17 protein-coding genes are annotated in these 15,997 nt (G+C 64.2%); 6 read left to right on the top strand and 11 right to left on the bottom strand.

The window, feature by feature from the left end; translation table 11 throughout:
• Positions 1–120 precede the first annotated feature (120 nt).
• Together MN188_RS08285 and MN188_RS08290 are read left to right on the top strand one after the other, a co-directional pair.
• Entirely contained in the window at positions 121–1,398 is a 1,278-nt protein-coding gene (locus tag MN188_RS08285) for a 4-aminobutyrate--2-oxoglutarate transaminase (protein WP_242107747.1), read from the top strand.
• Between the two features lie 80 nt (positions 1,399–1,478).
• The gene (locus MN188_RS08290) at positions 1,479–2,387 is read left to right on the top strand and encodes a cation diffusion facilitator family transporter (protein WP_242107755.1); all 909 of its coding nucleotides are present in this window, start codon (positions 1,479–1,481) and stop codon (positions 2,385–2,387) included.
• Between the two features lie 9 nt (positions 2,388–2,396).
• On the opposite strand, the gene MN188_RS08295 is transcribed toward MN188_RS08290, so the two are convergent.
• The 8 genes from MN188_RS08295 to MN188_RS08330 all read right to left on the bottom strand — a co-directional run bounded on the left by MN188_RS08295 (position 2,397) and on the right by MN188_RS08330 (position 10,261).
• Positions 2,397–4,421: a M3 family metallopeptidase gene (locus tag MN188_RS08295; RefSeq protein ID WP_242107757.1), complete on the bottom strand. Its 2,025-nt coding sequence runs from the start codon at positions 4,419–4,421 to the stop codon at positions 2,397–2,399.
• A gap of 59 nt (positions 4,422–4,480) precedes the next feature.
• Complete coding sequence (locus tag MN188_RS08300) at positions 4,481–5,281, bottom strand: amino acid ABC transporter permease (RefSeq protein WP_242107766.1); 801 nt, start codon at positions 5,279–5,281, stop codon at positions 4,481–4,483.
• 39 nt (positions 5,282–5,320) lie between these two features.
• Positions 5,321–6,112 (bottom strand): transporter substrate-binding domain-containing protein, encoded by a 792-nt coding sequence (locus MN188_RS08305; protein ID WP_242107768.1) that lies wholly within the window; start codon positions 6,110–6,112, stop codon positions 5,321–5,323.
• A gap of 72 nt (positions 6,113–6,184) precedes the next feature.
• Positions 6,185–6,655: a GNAT family N-acetyltransferase gene (locus MN188_RS08310; protein WP_242107770.1), complete on the bottom strand. Its 471-nt coding sequence runs from the start codon at positions 6,653–6,655 to the stop codon at positions 6,185–6,187.
• Entirely contained in the window at positions 6,648–7,673 is a 1,026-nt protein-coding gene (locus tag MN188_RS08315) for a HesA/MoeB/ThiF family protein (protein ID WP_242107773.1), read from the bottom strand. Before MN188_RS08315 ends, MN188_RS08310 begins: the two co-directional genes overlap by 8 nt.
• Positions 7,670–8,143 (bottom strand): dUTP diphosphatase, encoded by a 474-nt coding sequence (dut, locus tag MN188_RS08320; protein ID WP_420838971.1) that lies wholly within the window; start codon positions 8,141–8,143, stop codon positions 7,670–7,672. The genes MN188_RS08315 and dut overlap by 4 nt, the downstream gene beginning before the upstream one ends.
• A gap of 33 nt (positions 8,144–8,176) precedes the next feature.
• Positions 8,177–9,376, bottom strand: a complete 1,200-nt coding sequence (coaBC, locus tag MN188_RS08325) for a bifunctional phosphopantothenoylcysteine decarboxylase/phosphopantothenate--cysteine ligase CoaBC (protein WP_242107777.1) — start codon at positions 9,374–9,376, stop codon at positions 8,177–8,179.
• A 114-nt stretch (positions 9,377–9,490) separates the two neighbouring features.
• Positions 9,491–10,261, bottom strand: coding sequence for a ChaN family lipoprotein (locus tag MN188_RS08330; RefSeq protein WP_242107779.1), 771 nt, complete (start codon positions 10,259–10,261; stop codon positions 9,491–9,493).
• A gap of 83 nt (positions 10,262–10,344) precedes the next feature.
• Between MN188_RS08330 and cobU the strand changes: the two genes are divergently transcribed.
• From cobU to MN188_RS08350, 4 genes are all read left to right on the top strand, one after another.
• Positions 10,345–10,860, top strand: a complete 516-nt coding sequence (gene cobU / locus MN188_RS08335) for a bifunctional adenosylcobinamide kinase/adenosylcobinamide-phosphate guanylyltransferase (protein WP_242107787.1) — start codon at positions 10,345–10,347, stop codon at positions 10,858–10,860.
• Positions 10,857–11,423: a histidine phosphatase family protein gene (locus MN188_RS08340; RefSeq protein WP_242107789.1), complete on the top strand. Its 567-nt coding sequence runs from the start codon at positions 10,857–10,859 to the stop codon at positions 11,421–11,423. The genes cobU and MN188_RS08340 overlap by 4 nt, the downstream gene beginning before the upstream one ends.
• Positions 11,424–11,481: 58 nt before the next feature.
• On the top strand, positions 11,482–12,165 hold the full coding sequence (locus MN188_RS08345) for a glutathione S-transferase (protein ID WP_242107791.1): 684 nt from the start codon (positions 11,482–11,484) through the stop codon (positions 12,163–12,165).
• 80 nt (positions 12,166–12,245) lie between these two features.
• The gene (locus MN188_RS08350; protein WP_242107792.1) at positions 12,246–13,760 is read left to right on the top strand and encodes a YifB family Mg chelatase-like AAA ATPase; all 1,515 of its coding nucleotides are present in this window, start codon (positions 12,246–12,248) and stop codon (positions 13,758–13,760) included.
• 9 nt (positions 13,761–13,769) lie between these two features.
• Here the strand turns inward: MN188_RS08350 and gshB are convergent, their stop codons facing one another.
• From gshB to rsmI, 3 genes are all read right to left on the bottom strand, one after another.
• Positions 13,770–14,711: a glutathione synthase gene (gshB, locus tag MN188_RS08355; protein ID WP_242107801.1), complete on the bottom strand. Its 942-nt coding sequence runs from the start codon at positions 14,709–14,711 to the stop codon at positions 13,770–13,772.
• A 68-nt stretch (positions 14,712–14,779) separates the two neighbouring features.
• A complete protein-coding gene (locus tag MN188_RS08360; protein ID WP_242107803.1) occupies positions 14,780–15,133 on the bottom strand; it encodes a YraN family protein in 354 nt (117 codons plus the stop codon).
• The gene (gene rsmI / locus MN188_RS08365; protein WP_242107806.1) at positions 15,130–15,981 is read right to left on the bottom strand and encodes a 16S rRNA (cytidine(1402)-2'-O)-methyltransferase; all 852 of its coding nucleotides are present in this window, start codon (positions 15,979–15,981) and stop codon (positions 15,130–15,132) included. The genes MN188_RS08360 and rsmI overlap by 4 nt, the downstream gene beginning before the upstream one ends.
• Between the last annotated feature and the right edge of the window lie 16 nt (positions 15,982–15,997).

A 15,997-nucleotide genomic window follows, 5' to 3' on the forward strand; every position in this document is an offset into this window, starting at 1 on the left:
TGCCGCATCTTTCCGTGACGGTCGATTTGAACGAATCCCGGCGGTCCCTCCAAGCCCAATCGGGGTTCTCAACTTTCCGTGCCACAGGTTCATGGTGGCGAAGCATGGGGTCTATCTAAGATGAAAAACGCTGAAGTCAGCAAGCGTCGCGAACAGGCGATTTCCCGGGGTGTCGGCATGATGACACAGGTCTTTGCCGAACGTGCAGAGAATGCCGAGATCTGGGACATTGAAGGCAATCGCTATATCGATTTTGCAGCTGGCATCGCGGTTGTGAACACCGGCCATTGCCATCCCAAGGTTATCGCGGCCGTGGAAAAACAGGTGAAGGCCTTCACCCATACCTGCCACCAGGTCGTGCCCTATGAAAACTACATTTCGCTTGCCGAAAGACTGAACGAAATGGCGCCCGGCGACTTTGACAAGAAAACCATCTTTGTCACGACCGGGGCCGAGGCGGTGGAGAATGCCATCAAGGTGGCGCGCGCGGCCACCGGCCGCCCGGCAGTCATTGCCTTTGGCGGTGGTTTTCACGGTCGGACCTTCATGGGGATGAGCCTGACCGGCAAAGTCGAGCCGTACAAGAAGGGCTTCGGGGCGATGATGCCCGATGTATTCCACGTACCGTTCCCGATTGATTTGCACGGCATCTCGACTGAACAATCACTGGGCGCGCTGACCAAGCTGTTCAAGGCCGATCTTGATCCGGGCCGGGTGGCGGCCATTATCATCGAGCCGGTTCAGGGCGAGGGCGGTTTTTATCAGGCACCGGCCGAGTTGATGCGCGGATTGCGCGCCCTTTGTGACGAGCACGGCATCGTATTGATAGCCGATGAAGTTCAGACCGGATTCGCCCGGACCGGTCACATGTTTGCCATGGACGGCTATGACGTTGCGGCGGACCTTACCACGATGGCCAAGGGGTTGGCGGGCGGCCTGCCGCTGGCCGCTGTGACAGGCCGTGCCGATCTGATGGATGCGGCCAACCCGGGTGGGTTGGGTGGCACCTATGCCGGCAACCCGCTTGGCATCGCAGCGTCCCATGCTGTTCTGGACATCATCGAAGAAGAAGACCTGTGCGCCCGTGCCAATGCCTTGGGGTCACGGCTGAAGCAGCGGCTTGAGCAGATCCGCCGCACCACACCACAAATGGTCGACGTCCGTGGCCCCGGCTTCATGGTCGCAGCCGAATTCAACAGCGCCGACGGCAGCGCCCCTGACGCGGATTTTGCCAACCGCGTTCGCACAGAGGCGCTGGAGCGCAACCTGATCCTGCTGACCTGTGGCGTCTACGGAAACGTCGTGCGTTTCCTGGCCCCGATCACGATCCCGGACGAGGTGTTCGCCGAGGGATTGGATGTTTTGGAGCAATCCATCGAGGCCGCCAAGAAGGGCTGAGAGCAACCCAGGCCGCAAGCCCGCGGTGATCAAGGATCCAAAGCCTTGCAGCCGTTGGCAAGAAACAGGGAGCCAACAGTATGGCCGATGCACGCACGCGCATGAACCTGTCCGCCGGGCTGGCGTCCGCCCTTGTGGCGGTGACGCTGGTGGGGCTGAAGCTGTGGGCGCTGGGGGAAACCAACGCGCTGTCGGTGGCCGCGTCGCTGGCGGATTCGGCGATGGACCTGATGGTGTCGCTGGGGGCGCTGGCCGCGATCTGGTACGCGTCGCGCCCTGCTGACGACGACCACACCTTCGGCCACACCTCGGCCGAAGATCTGGCCGCGCTGGGACAAAGCCTGTTCATCCTGGTGTCGGCCGGGGTGATCACCTGGGCCGCCATCGCGCGTTTGCTGTCGAATGAACCCGCCCCGATCATGCATCAGGGCAAGGGCATCGTGGTGATGTCGATCTCGATCGTGCTGACTCTGGCGCTGGTCCTATGGCAACGTCGGGTGGCGCGGGTAACCGGGTCAAAGGTCGTGAAGGCCGACAGCCTGCATTACCTGGGCGACCTGATCCCGAACATCGGCGCGATCGCCTCGCTTTGGGTGGCCAGTTGGTTCGGCATGGAGCAGATCGACAGCGTGGTGGCGATTGGGGCCGCGATCCTGCTGGCGGTCGGGGCGTTGCGCATCTTCAAGGGCGCGTGGGACGCACTGATGGACCGCGCCGCTGACCCCAAGCTGGTGGCCGGGATCGAGGCGATCGCCCGCGACTTTCCCGGCGTGCACGGGTTTCACGACGTGAAAACACGTATGGCCGGCTCAGTGACCTTCGTGAACATGCATATCGAGCTGGACGGCAATCAGACGTTGGATGAAGCCCATGCCATCGGCGCCGGGCTGCGGCGCGCGATCCTTACCGCTTATCCGCAGACCGACGTGATGTTGCACAAAGATCCGGTCGGGGTTCAACCGCATCCCGATGACCCCTCGCGCGGCTAGGGTCGCGGCTTAGGCATCCAGCAACCCGCGCCCTTTCAAAAGCGCCTCGACCCCCGGCAAGCGCCCGCGAAACGCCTTGTAAAGGTCCTCGGCCTCGACCGAGCCACCCGCTGACAGGATGTGCTTTTCCAACAGTGCGGCGGTTTCGGCATGGAATGGATCGCCGGCCTCAAGGAAGGCGTCGAACGCATCGGCATCCATCACCTCGGACCACATGTAGCTGTAGTAGCCGGACGAATATCCGTCCCCGGCGAAGACATGGGCGAAATGCGGTGTGGCGTGGCGCATGCGGATCGCTTTCGGCATGCCGATCGCGTCCAGCACCTCGGCCTGGGCCTGCATCGGGTCGGCAGGTGCATTGCCTTCGTGGAAGGACAGATCCACCAGCGCCGAGGCCACGAATTCCACCGTCGAGAACCCCATGTCATGGGTTGCTGCGGCCAGCAGCCGGTCCAGCATCGCCTTGGGCATCGGCGCGCCGGTTTCCGCGTGGGTGGCAAATTCGCCCAGCACTTCGGGCACTTCCAGCCAGTGTTCGAACAACTGGCTGGGCAGTTCGACAAAGTCGCGCGCGACCGAGGTGCCGGAAATGCTTTCATAGGTCACATCCGACAGCATCTGGTGCAGCGCGTGGCCGAATTCGTGAAACAGCGTACGCGCGTCATCCCAGGACAAAAGCGCGGGCTTGCCCGGCTCGGATTTGGCGAAGTTGCAGACGTTCACGACGATCGGCCGGATGTCGCCCGCGTGTTTCTGCTGGCTGCGCATCGCCGAGCACCAGGCGCCCGAGCGTTTCGAGCCACGTGCGAAGTAATCGCCCACGAAGACCGCCATGTGCTGGCCGTCCCGCGTCACATCCCAGGCGCGGGCATCGTCGTGGTAGAGCGTCACATCGAGCGGCGCGAACTCCAGCCCAAACAGGCGGTTCGCGACGGAAAACGCCGCTTCGATCATCCGGTCGAGTTGCAGATAGGGTTTGAGTTCACCCTCATCCAGATCATGTTCCTGCTGGCGTCGCCGCTCGGCATAGAAATGCCAGTCCCACGGCTCAAGGTCACCTTCGATCCCGTCAGCATTCAGCATTTCGGTCATCGTCGCCGCATCCCGCAAGGCGGCGGATTTGGCGGGGGTCCAAACCTCCATCAACAAATCGCGCACCCGGTCCGGATGACCCGCCATTTCGGTTTCCAGTTTGAACTGGGCAAAGTCGTCATAGCCAAGCAGCTGCGCGCGTTCCTGGCGCAGCGCCAGCACCTCGGCGGCAATCGCGCGGTTGTCGGTGTCGCCGCCATTGGCGCCGCGTGCGGTATAGGCCTCATAGGCCCGCTTGCGCAGGTCGCGGCGGGGTGAAAATTGCAGGAATGGCGTGATCAGCGAGCGTGACAGGGTGACCACCGGGTGATCCGTGCCCTTCTCAGCCCCGGCGGCGCGGGCGGCGTCCAGCACGAAATCAGGCAGGCCATCAAGATCGTCGCCCTCGATCTCCATGTGCCAATCGCGTTCATCGGCCAGAAGGTTCTGCATGAACTCGGTGCCCAGCACCGCCAGACGTTCCTGCACCTGTTTGAAGCGATCTCGCGCGTCACCTTTCAGCAGCGCACCGGCGCGCACGAACCCACGGCGGGTCAACATCAGGACGCGGGCCTGTTCGTCGTTCAGCCCAAGCGTGTCACGAGCCAGCCACAGGGTTTCCACCCGCTCGAATAGCTTCGGGTTCATCGAGACCTCGGCGGAATAGGCGGCCAGCTTCGGCGAAAACACCCGCTGCAACTCTTCGCGTTTCGGCGTCGAATCCGCCCCGGCCACGTTGTAGAACACGCCCAAAACCTGGCTCAGAAGCTCGTCCGCGCGTTCCAGTGCTTCGATCGTGTTGGCAAAACTGGCGGGGTCGGGATTGTCCGCGATCTGCGCCAGCCGCACGCGGGCATCGTCCAGGGCGGCGTTGAAGGCCGGTTCAAAATCCTCATCCGTGATCGCCTCAAAAGGCGGCAAGCCGAACGGGGTTTCCCAGCTGGACAGAAGCGGGTTGGTCATGTGAATCTCCTTTGTCCGAAACCTAATCACGCGGGGCGCGTGGGTTTCCATATCTCGCGTCAGTCACCCCCAGTGCGTTCACGCAATCGATGCTCCAACCGGCGTAAGGCCAGCGACAGGGTGACCGTCATCGTCAGGTAGATCAATGCGACGACATTGTAGGTCTCAAAATACCTGAAATTTCCCGCCGCGGTGACTTTGCCCAGCTGGGTGATGTCGGCGACGCCCAGCACCGAGACCAGCGAGCTGTCTTTCACCATCGCCACGAAATCATTGCCCAGAGGCGGCAGGATCATGCGGAAGGCCTGGGGCCATTTGATCAGGCGAAAGCGTTGCCAGCCGTTCAGGCCCAGCGCCTTCGCGGCCTCGACCTGGCCCACGTCGACGGCCTGAAGGCCCGCGCGAAAGACCTCGGCGATGAAGGCGGAATAGCCGATGGTCAGCGCCAGCGTCGCGCGCCACAAGAGCGGGAAATCCCGTGTGCGGATCGGGTCCAGACCGACGCTATCGGCCAACCAGTTCCACCCGGCGACCATTGCCGGTGCGATCACGAAGGCCACGTAAAGCAGCAAGACGATGATCGGAATGCCGCGTATGATTTCGATATAGAACCGTGCCAATTGCCGCAGGATCAGGAACCGCGACAGGGTCGCGACCGCCAGGCTCAGCCCGATGACACAGGCGGTAAAGAACCCGATCAGGGTGACGAAGACGGTGATTTTGACGCCTTTGGCCAGCGTGCCCAGCACCTGCATATACAGGTCGTCCACCACGATGCGGTAGAAAAACAGCGCCGCCAGACCGATGGCAAAGACCAGCCACCAGGGGAAATCGTCGTCGGGTTGAGAATTGGGAACCATCAGGGATGGGCGGGCGCGATCACGCCCGCCGCGCTTTCATCAGCCGCCGATCTTGTAGTCGAGGAACCACTTGGTGTTCAGCGCGTCCAGCGTGCCATCGGCACCCATCGCCGCAATCGCAGCGTTGATCGGTGCAACCAGATCCGAGCCTTTGGGGAAGATGAACCCGAAGTCCTCGGTACCCAGCTTTTCGCCGACGATCTTCAGTCCTCCGTCGCTTGCGGCCACGTAACCGTTGCCCGCGGTGCCATCGGTCAGAACCAGGTCCACGTCGCCTGCGCGCAGCGCTTGCACGCCTGCGCCGAAGGTTTCGAACTTGACGATACGCGGGGTGGCTTCGTCGCCATCCAGCACGTCATAGACGCCGACATAGAACGGCGTGGTGCCGGGCTGTGCGGCCATCAGGAGGTCGGCGTCAGCAGCGAAGGAGGCCGCGTCGGTGAACCGCTCTTCGTCGCCGCGCACCAGCATCACCATTTCCGAACGCATGTAGGCCTCCGAGAAATCGACGATCTCGGCGCGGTCTTCGCGGATCGTGATACCGGTCATGCCCAGGTCATACTGACCTTCGGACACGGCGGGGATCATCGCGTCCCAGCTGATGTTCTGGTATTCCACGGTGATGTTCAGCCGCGTCGCGATCTCAGCCATCGCGTCGTATTCCCAGCCGATCGCATCGCCCGACCCCGGTTCGATGAATTGCAGGGGCGGATAGGCGTTTTCGGTCACGACAACGACGGTTTTTCCGCCCAGATCAGGCAGGTCTTGCGCCATCGCGGACGAGGTGAACGCGGCCAGAGCGGCAGCGGTAATTGCGGCAAGAAATTTCATGGGAACCCCCCGGTTATGTAAATCTTTGGCCGGTGCAGCCTAGGGCCGAGCGCATTGCAAAGGCAAGGGCGATCAGCCCAGGAATTTGCGGTAAAGCGTCACCACATCGTCGCCCTGCCCGTCGCGCCCCGTGACCCGAAACCCGGTCCGTTCAAGAACCCGGCGCGAGGCCGCGTTGCCGTCCCGCACCCGGGCTTCGACCTCCCACAGCCCCAGGGTGGTGGCCTCACCCAGCGCAAGCGCCACCGCGCGGCTGGCCATGCCCCGTCCGGTATGGCGTTCGCCCACGCGGTATCCCAGCTGCGCCACGCCCGCGTCGAATGCGGTCAGGTTCACCCGACCGACGATCTCTTCGCCTTGCCAGATCAGGAACATGGCGTCCGCATCAGCCACCTGCGCCGCAATGATCTCGCGCAGCGATCTAACCTCCCAATAAGTCGGAGGTCGCGGGCCAACCCAGTGCTCAAACCAGATACGATTTTCCAGTTCGAAGGCGAAAAGCGCCTCGGCATCGCCAACGGCAAGTGGGCGTAGCTCAACCACAAACCGGGCAGCCTTCGCGCCGCTTGGTCTTGATCATGCGGGTTTCGGCATACATCGCGTCAAAGATCATCATGCGTCCGCGCAACCCCTCGCCCGCGCCGGTGATCTCCTTCACCGCTTCGACCGCCATCATCGCGCCGATCACGCCCGGCAGGGGGCCGACCACGCCGGCCTCGGAACAAGAGGGCGCAAGCCCCGGCGCGGGCGCTTCGGGAAAGATGCATTGGTAACAGGGCGCGCCTTTGGCCGGGTCGAAGGTTGAAATCTGCCCTTCCCACTGGCTCAATGCGCCGCCGATCACCGGTTTGCCCAGCTTCGCAGCGACCCGGTTTACCAGATACCGCGTGGCGAAATTGTCGGTGCCTTCCAGCACCAGGTCATACTCGGCAATCAAGGCCCCGGCGTTGTCATCGTCCAGCCGCCGATTATACGGCTTCACCTCGATGGCCGGGTTCTGGGCACGCATCGCGCGTTCGGCGGAAAACACCTTGGGCATGCCGATATCGGCGTCGCGGTGGATCACCTGGCGTTGCAGGTTGGAATTGTCGACCACGTCGTCGTCCACCACGCCAATCGTGCCCACGCCCGCTGCGGCCAGATATAAAAGCACAGGGCTGCCCAGCCCGCCCGCGCCCACCACCAGCACTTTGGCCTTTTTCAACGCCATCTGCCCCGGCCCGCCGATTTCGCGCAGCACGATGTGGCGGGCATAGCGGTCCAGCTCGGTGTCCGAAAACGGGCCTTGCGCGATCTCAGGGGCTACTGACACGCGTGCCTTCAAGGCCTTGAGGCCGACCCCATAGCCCGCGATCAACGCCAGTATACCCAACCCGACCACCCAACCCATGAAGCTGCCCCCGATCGCCCGCACCAAGGGGCTGCCCGACGGTAATGTCGCGTGGACCAGCAACACCGCCAGCATCACGATCCCGATCAACAACCAGCGCCGTGACCTGGGCACCTCCAGGACATGTCCGCCGCCCCAGATCGCCGCCACGATCAGCAGAACCCAGATCATTTGCGTCCCGTCGAGCCGAAACCGCCCGCCCCGCGTGCCGTGTCGCCCAGCACCTGCACCAGCTCAAATCCGACCTGCACAACCGGCGCGATCACCGCCTGGGCGATCCGGTCCCCGTGACGCACAACGAAATCCTCGTCCCCCAGGTTCACCATCAAAATCCCCAGCGGCCCGCGATAATCGCTGTCGATCGTGCCGGGGGTGTTGAGCAGCGTGATACCGTGCTTCAACGCCAGGCCCGAGCGGGGGCGGATCTGCATCTCATACCCGTGCGGAATTTCCACCCGCAGCCCTGTCGGAACGATCCGCCGCGCCATCGGTGCCAGCACAAGGCCCGCCTCGCGATCCGCCACGGACAGGTTCGCGCGCAAATCCGCCCCCGCCGATCCCGGCGTTTCGTAAGACGGCAGCGCCAACGTGGTGTCCGCGCCAGCGTCCCAGACCATTCGAACTTCGGGCATGTATTTCATCTTTCCCCAAATATCCCAGCCGGAGGCATGAAATTATGGCGCTAGAGCCTCGGCCACACGCGCGGCAAGTTTCCGGGCGACCTCATCTTTGCCCATCCGAGGCCAGGCCTCGGCCCCCTCGACGGAAATCACCGTCACGGCATTCTCAGACCCACCCATGATCCCGGTCTCCGGGCTCACGTCATTGGCCACGATCCAATCGCACCCCTTGCGCGCCCGCTTGGCGGTGGCATGGGCGATCACATCGTCGGTTTCAGCGGCAAACCCCACGACCAGACCGGGACGACCCTTCTTCATCTGACTGACCTGCGCCAGGATGTCGGGGTTTTCCGCAAACTCCAGCACGGGCAACGCCCCGCTGCCGTCTTTCTTGATCTTGGAACCGCTTTCGCTGGCCACCCGCCAGTCGGCCACCGCGGCGGCGAAGATGCCCGCGTCAGCCGGCAAGGCGGCCTCGACCGCCTCCAGCATCTCACGCGCGGTTTCAACCGCGACCGCTTTCACGCCGGCCGGCGGCGGCACGTCCGCCGGACCGGTAACGAACGTCACATCAGCCCCCAGCGCCACCAGCGCTGCGGCAATCGCACTGCCCTGCGCACCTGATGAGCGGTTGGCGATATAGCGCACCGGGTCGATCGGCTCATGGGTCGGGCCGGAGGTGACGAGCACATGCTTGCCTGTCATCGGACCGTCCGCCAAGGCCGCCTCGACCTCTGCCACGATCTCCAACGGCTCAGCCATGCGGCCGGGCCCGAATTCGCCGCAGGCCATCGCGCCTTCGTTCGGCCCCGCGAACAACACGCCATCTGCTTTCAAGGTCGCGACATTGCGCTGGCAGGCGGGATGCTCCCACATCCGCACATTCATCGCCGGCGCCACCAGAACCCGCTTGTCCGTGGCCATCAACAGCGTCGAGGCCAGGTCATTGGCCAGCCCGCCGGCCATCTTGCCCAGCAGATCCGCGGTGGCGGGGGCGACCACCACCAGGTCGGCGGAGCGGCTCAGCTCGATATGGCCCATCTCGGCCTCATCCGTCAGGTCGAACAGATCGGTATAGACCTTTTCCGCCGCCAGCCCGGAGGCGGACAAAGGCGTCACGAATTCCTGCCCCGCTTTCGTGATCACCGGCACGACCGACGCCCCACGCTCCCGCAGCCTGCGGATCAGGTCCAGCGATTTGAACGCCGCGATCCCGCCGCCGATGATCAGAAGAATGCGCTTGTCTGCCAGCATGATGGCCCCCGTCTGTGGTTCTTTCGAGTGTTACGGACCCGGAAGCGCAAAAACAAGCGCTTCCGCCCGCTTTGGGCAACGGGGAGGGCGGGTGGGCGTTGCCCAAAGCGGGCGTCAGCGAAACGCCTCGCACGGGTCCGGTCGGTCCACCGACGGGGCGTCCAGCACCAGGTCAAAACCGCCATCAGGCACCTCGCCGTCTTCACCTTGTCCGACCACGGCCACCGTCACGTCAGGCGCCACCCGTGCCAGATAGGACGGCACCCCCCAGTCGCGCCGCGCATGCCCGTTGCCAGTGATCACCACCACAGGACCACCGACCTCCTCCAGCGCCTGAACCACCGCGCGCGCCAGCGTGGCATCACGCAGCCGCTGCACCGCGATCATCCCGCCCAACGCGTCGCGTGGCATCGCGTCACAATGCGCTCTGAACTGCAAATCCAGCCGCTGGCTCAACTCGTCCTCAGGCAACGCATCCTCCAGACCATAAGCCGCCGCCCCGTCCCCGAAATGCGCCGCTATTCCGCCACCATAGGCGGCCCGCGCCACCTCTCGCGGGACCGCAGCGCCATAGATGCGGGCCGGGGACGCGGTGAAGATCGGGCGATACATCTCGAAATCCGGCCAGCCACGAGCGTTCCAGCCCAAAAGCTCGGAGGCGGCACCTGGGTCCCCGGCCAGAATGCCCGTGATCCGCCCGGCCTGGTCACTGTCCAGCATCTCGACCACCAGGGCGGCGGGCTGCATTCGGGCGACGAAATCGGCCTGTACGTCGTGATGCACCGGATTGTCGTGCACCTCGCCGACGATCAGAACGTCGGGCACCTCCTCGGACGCCGCCAGCGCCGCGCCTGCCATCAACAACCAGATCAACACATGTTTCATGCCTCGATACATGGCACCACCCTCCGCCCCGCGCAACCGCCCGGCCCTTTTCAAGGCCCCACCGGCAATGCTAGGCCGGGCGCATGACAGATATTCCTGCCCTCACCTTGATCATCGGCGGCGCCGCATCGGGCAAGTCCGACCATGCCGAGGCGCTGCTGACCGCCACAGATCGCCCGCTCACCTATATTGCCACAGGACAAGCCTATGACGCGGAAATGGAAGAGAAAATCGCCGATCACAAGGCGCGGCGCGGGTCCAATTGGCGCACGATCGAGGCGCCGCTAGATCTGCGCCCCGCCCTGTCCGAGGTTGCGAAGGGTGACGCCGTTCTGGTCGATTGCGCGACTCTTTGGCTGACAAATCAGATGTTTTCCGACAACGACCTTGCCCAGGAAGAGACCGCACTGCTGGCCGCCCTTGCCGCCTGCCCCGCCCCGGTCGTCGTCGTCACGAACGAAGTCGGCACCGGGATCGTGCCGGAAAACGCGCTGGCGCGGCGGTTTCGCAATGCGCAGGGCGCGTTGAACCGAAGGCTTGCGGCTCAGGCGGACCGGGTCATCACGGTGATCGCGGGCCTGCCCCTGGTGTTGAAATGACGCGCTTTTGGTGGGTGCGGCACGGGCCGACCCACGCAAAGACCATGGTCGGCTGGTCCGACTTGCCCGCCGACCTGTCCGACACCGTGCGGCTGGCACGCCTGTCGTCCCATCTACCGCATGCGCCGGTGATTTCGTCGGACCTTACCCGCACCCGCGCCACGGCGGATGCCATTCAGGGTGCCCGACCCCGCCTGCCTGACGATCCCGATCTGCGCGAAATGCATTTCGGCGATTGGGAGCTGATGTCTTTCCCTGAAATCGAAGCCCGCGACCCGGAGTTGTCACGCGCCTATTGGGAAAACCCCGGTGACGTGCGGCCCCCGAACGGCGAAAGCTGGCATGAGACCCAGACCCGTGTGTCGCGCGCTGTCGCGCGCCTGTCCCGGTACGACGAGGTGATCATCGTGGCCCATTTCGGCGTAATCCTGACGCAGCTGGCGCTTGCCTTGCGCCGCACGCCGGCGGACATCCTGGCACAGCGGATCGACAACCTTTCAGTGACCCGAATCGAGCTTGGCCCGACCGACACACATGTGCCCGAAATCAATCACATCCCGTGATGGGCTGTCTCACGATTCCAGGCTTTGCGCCCGCCCGAACTGCCGCTACCCTGCGACCATGACTTATGATCTTTATATCGGTGACCGGACGTTTTCCTCCTGGTCCCTGCGCGGCTGGCTGATGTTTGAAAAGTTCGACATCGCGCAGCGCACCCACATGATCGGGCTGTATGCTGGCACGATGAAAGACGACCTGGCCCCGCTGGCCCCGGCCCGGCTGGTCCCGGTGATGCGCTGCCCTGATGGCGTCGTGGTTGGCGACACGCTGGCAATGGCCGAAACTCTGGCGGAACGGCATCCAACGGCCGGGCTGTGGCCCAGCGACCCCGCTGCCCGTGCCTTTGCCCGTTGGATGGTCAGTGAAATGCACTCAGGATACGGCGCGCTGCGCGAGGCCTGTCCAATGCAAATGTTGCGGCAGTGGAAAGGCTTCGACGTCTCGCCCGCCGTGCAGGCCGATCTGACGCGTATTGAGGAAATGTGGGCACTGGCCCGCGCGCGGTTTGGCACCTCTGGCCCGTGGCTGTTCGGCGCCTATTCGCTGGCCGACGTGTTCTTTGCCCCCATCGCGATCCGCATCGCGGGCTATGACCTGCCGGTGGGCGCGGAGGCCGCCGCCTATGTCGCGCAAACGCTGGCCGACCCGGCGATCCAGGCTTGGCGGGCGGAGGGGCTCAAAGTGTCTTACAACCCCGAGCCCTATGCCCAGGGTCTCGACAGCGCGCCCTGGCCCACGTCCTGACCACTCCTGTGGGCGCGTTAACCTTTCTTAAACCACTGGCGCGTTAACCATTCTTCAGAGTTTGGTTAACGGAGCATTTCATGGTCACCCGCGCCTATACGGTCGCCTTCGAAGGGATCGAGGCCCGCCCGGTCGAGGTGCAATGCGCCCTGTCGCCCGGCATGCCCGCCTTTTCCATCGTCGGCCTGCCCGACAAGGCCGTGTCCGAGGCCCGCGACCGGGTGCGCGCGGCGCTGTCGGCGATGTCGATCGCGCTGCCCTCCAAGCGGATCACCATCAACCTGTCGCCCGCCGACCTGCCAAAAGAAGGCTCGCATTTCGACCTGCCCATCGCGCTGGCGCTGCTGGCCGCGCTCGACATTATTCCGCCGGAAGAGGTCGAAGCAAGCGTTGCCCTGGGTGAGTTGTCATTGGACGGATCGCTGGTCCCCGTGATCGGTGCCCTGCCCGCCGCCCTTGCGGCGGCGGAAGAGGACCGCACCCTGATCTGCCCGCATGCTTGCGGCGCCGAGGCCGCCTGGGTCATCGCCGCGAGGGTCATCGCGCCGCGGACACTGGCCGCGGTGATCCAACATTTCACCGGGCAATCGCCCCTGCCCCCAGCCGACCCAGGCGAGGTCACGTCGGACCCGAGCGGGCGCGATCTGCGCGACGTGAAGGGTCAGGAACGTGCCAAACGCGCGCTGGAAATCGCCGCCGCCGGGCGCCACCACATGATGATGGTGGGCAGCCCCGGCGCGGGCAAATCCATGCTCGCCGCCCGACTGCCCGGTCTACTGCCTCCGTTGTCGGCGATGGAGGCGCTTGAGACCTCAATGATCCATTCGCTGTCGGGCTTGCTGGACGAAGGCGGCATTTCCCGCACGCGCCCGTTTCGCGAGCCGCATCACACCGCGTCGATGGCGGCCATCGTTGGCGGCGGGCGTGGTGCAAAACCTGGAGAGATCAGCCTTGCGCACAATGGCGTGCTGTTCATGGATGAGTTTCCCGAGTTCAGCCGCACTGTGCTGGAAACCCTGCGCCAACCTGTCGAGACCGGCGAAGTCGTGGTGGCACGCGCCAACGCCCATGTGAAATACCCCTGCCGCTTCATGCTGATGGCGGCGGCAAACCCCTGCAAATGCGGGCAACTGGCCGATCCCAACCGGGCCTGCGCCCGCGTGCCGGTCTGTGGCGAGGATTACCTGGGTCGGATCTCGGGCCCGCTTATGGACCGGTTCGATCTCAGGGTTGAGGTGCCGCCGGTCGCGTTCACCGACCTGGACCTCCCCGACATCGGCGACAGCTCCGCCACCGTGGCCGCCCGCGTGAACGCCGCCCGTGACGTACAGGCGGCACGGTTCGCCGGGCGGGACGGGATGCGTGTGAACGCCGACGCCGAAGGCGCCATGTTGGAGGACATCGCCACGCCAGACGCCGAGGGACGCGCGTTCCTGCTCAAGGTCGCTGAACGCTTCGGCCTGTCGGCGCGGGGCTACCACCGCGTGCTGCGTGTTGCGCGCACGATCGCTGATCTGGATGGTGCAGAGACCGTTCGCAAACCGCATCTGGCCGAGGCGGCAAGCTATCGCCTGGCCATTGCCGCGCTGAACTGACCGCCAGGCTCAGGCAAGCCGCGCTTCGATCGCGTCCCAGATCTTTGCGGCGATGTTGACCCCGTCGAAGCGCTCGAGCTCCTGGATGCCGGTGGGCGAGGTCACGTTGATCTCGGTCAGCCAGTCACCGATCACGTCGATGCCGACAAAAACCTGACCCTTTTCGCGCAGAAGCGGGCCGATGGTAGCGCAGATTTCCAAGTCGCGGTCGCTCAGGCCGATCTTCTCGGGGCGTCCGCCAACATGCATGTTCGACCGGGTCTCACCCGCCGCCGGCACGCGGTTGATCGCGCCCACGGGTTCGCCATCAACCAGAATGATCCGCTTGTCCCCGGCGCTGACGGCCGGCAGAAACTTCTGCGCAATCAAAGGCTCGCGGTTGATGCCCGCGAAAAGCTCATGCAGCGAGGCAAGGTTGCGGTCATTCGGGTCCAGCCGGAACACCCCGGCCCCGCCGTTGCCGTACAGCGGCTTCAGGATGATATCGCCATGTTCATGCTTGAAGCTTTTCAGCGTCTCCAGATCCCGCGCGATCATCGTCGGCGGGGTCAGGTCCGGAAACTCCAGCACCAGCAGCTTTTCGGGATAGTTGCGCACCCAGAACGGATCATTCACCACCAGGGTTTTCGGGTGGATCATGTCCAAGATATGCGTCGTGGTGATATAGCCCATGTCGAACGGCGGGTCTTGGCGCAGCCAGACCACATCCTGGGTCGACAGATCGATGTCCTTTTCTTCACCCAGCGTGAAATGGTTGCCCTTTTCACGCCGCACCGTCAGCGGCCAGCCGCGCGCCATCACCACGCCTTCGCGGTAGCTCAGCTTATCTGGCGTATAGTAAAATAGCTCATGCCCGCGCGCCTGCGCCTCTTCGGCGATGCGAAAGGAGCTGTCAGCGTCGATGTCGATGGCATCGATCGGGTCCATCTGAATGGCGATTTTCAAGGGCATGGCGCGGCTCCCGGTTTTCTCGTCCCTTCTACATGGCGCAGGGGGGCGGCCGGTGCAATGGGCGCCGCTCAGAAACCGATGGCGTTTTCGATGATCTTCATCTGGCCGGATTGATCCAGCAAGGCAACGTCGAAGCGCAGGGCGGTGTTCTGTCCGTCAGGTTCGCCAGCCAGGAATTCCGACGCGGCGCCATAGATGCGCTGCATCTGGGCGCGGGACAGACGTTCGGCGGCGCGGGCAAAGCTGCGCGATTTCTTCACCTCGATGAAGACCAGCCCTTCGTCACTGCGCATCACCAGGTCGATTTCACCGCGCGACCCACGCCAGCGTCGGGCCGCCACGCGATGACCCCGGCGGACATAGTCGGCTTCGACCGCCTCTTCCGCCGCCTGTCCGGCCAGGTGATTGGTCAAATGGGTCATGGTTTCTGCTCCAAGGCGGCCTGATAGACCTTGCGTTTCGGCAAGCCATGCGCCGCGGCCACCATTGCGGCCGCGTCTTTCACGCTCATGGTCTCCATCGCCTTGCGCAAGGCATCCTCCATCGTTTCGTCGGTCACGGCGGCCTGACCGCGATCCAGCACCAGGACGATTTCGCCTTTCAGAGTGCGATCCGCGATCTGGTCGCGCAGGTCCGCCAGCGAGCCGCGCAGCACCTCTTCGAACTTCTTGGTCAACTCGCGCGCAATCGCCGCCTGCCGGGTCTCATCGGCAATGTCGCACAAGTCGGCTAACAAAGTATGAATGCGTTTGGGGCTTTCGTAGAGAACCAACGTTGCCGGCAGCACCACAAGCTCCTGCAACCAGGTCCGGCGCGCGCCTTTGGCGGTGGGGGCAAAACCCGCGAACAGGAACCGGTCGCTGGGCAGCGCTGACAGGCTGAGCGCCGTCAGGACCGCCGAGGCACCCGGGGCGGCCGTCACGGTGAACCCCGCCGCGCCCACGTCGCGCGCCAGGGCGTAGCCCGGATCGGCCACCAGCGGCGTGCCGGCCTCGCTGACATAAGCCACGGATTTTCCTTCGCCCACCAGCTTCAGGATTCCCGCCCGGCCAGAGGCGCCGGAATGATCGTGATAGGCAATAAGCGGGCGATTGCCCACCGCGACACCGTGGATTTCAAGCAGCTTGCGCGCGGTGCGCGTGTCCTCGGCGGCGATGACATCGCAAGACGCCAGAATGTCCAGCGCCCTCAGCGTGATATCGCGCGCATTGCCGATCGGGGTGGCCACAAGATACAGGCCGGGAACAAGGGGTTTGATTTCGGGTTTCAAGGCTGGACCTGCGTCG

It is taken from the genome of Aliiroseovarius subalbicans (assembly GCF_022678625.1).
GTDB classification, from domain to species: Bacteria; Pseudomonadota; Alphaproteobacteria; order Rhodobacterales; family Rhodobacteraceae; genus Aliiroseovarius_A; species Aliiroseovarius_A subalbicans.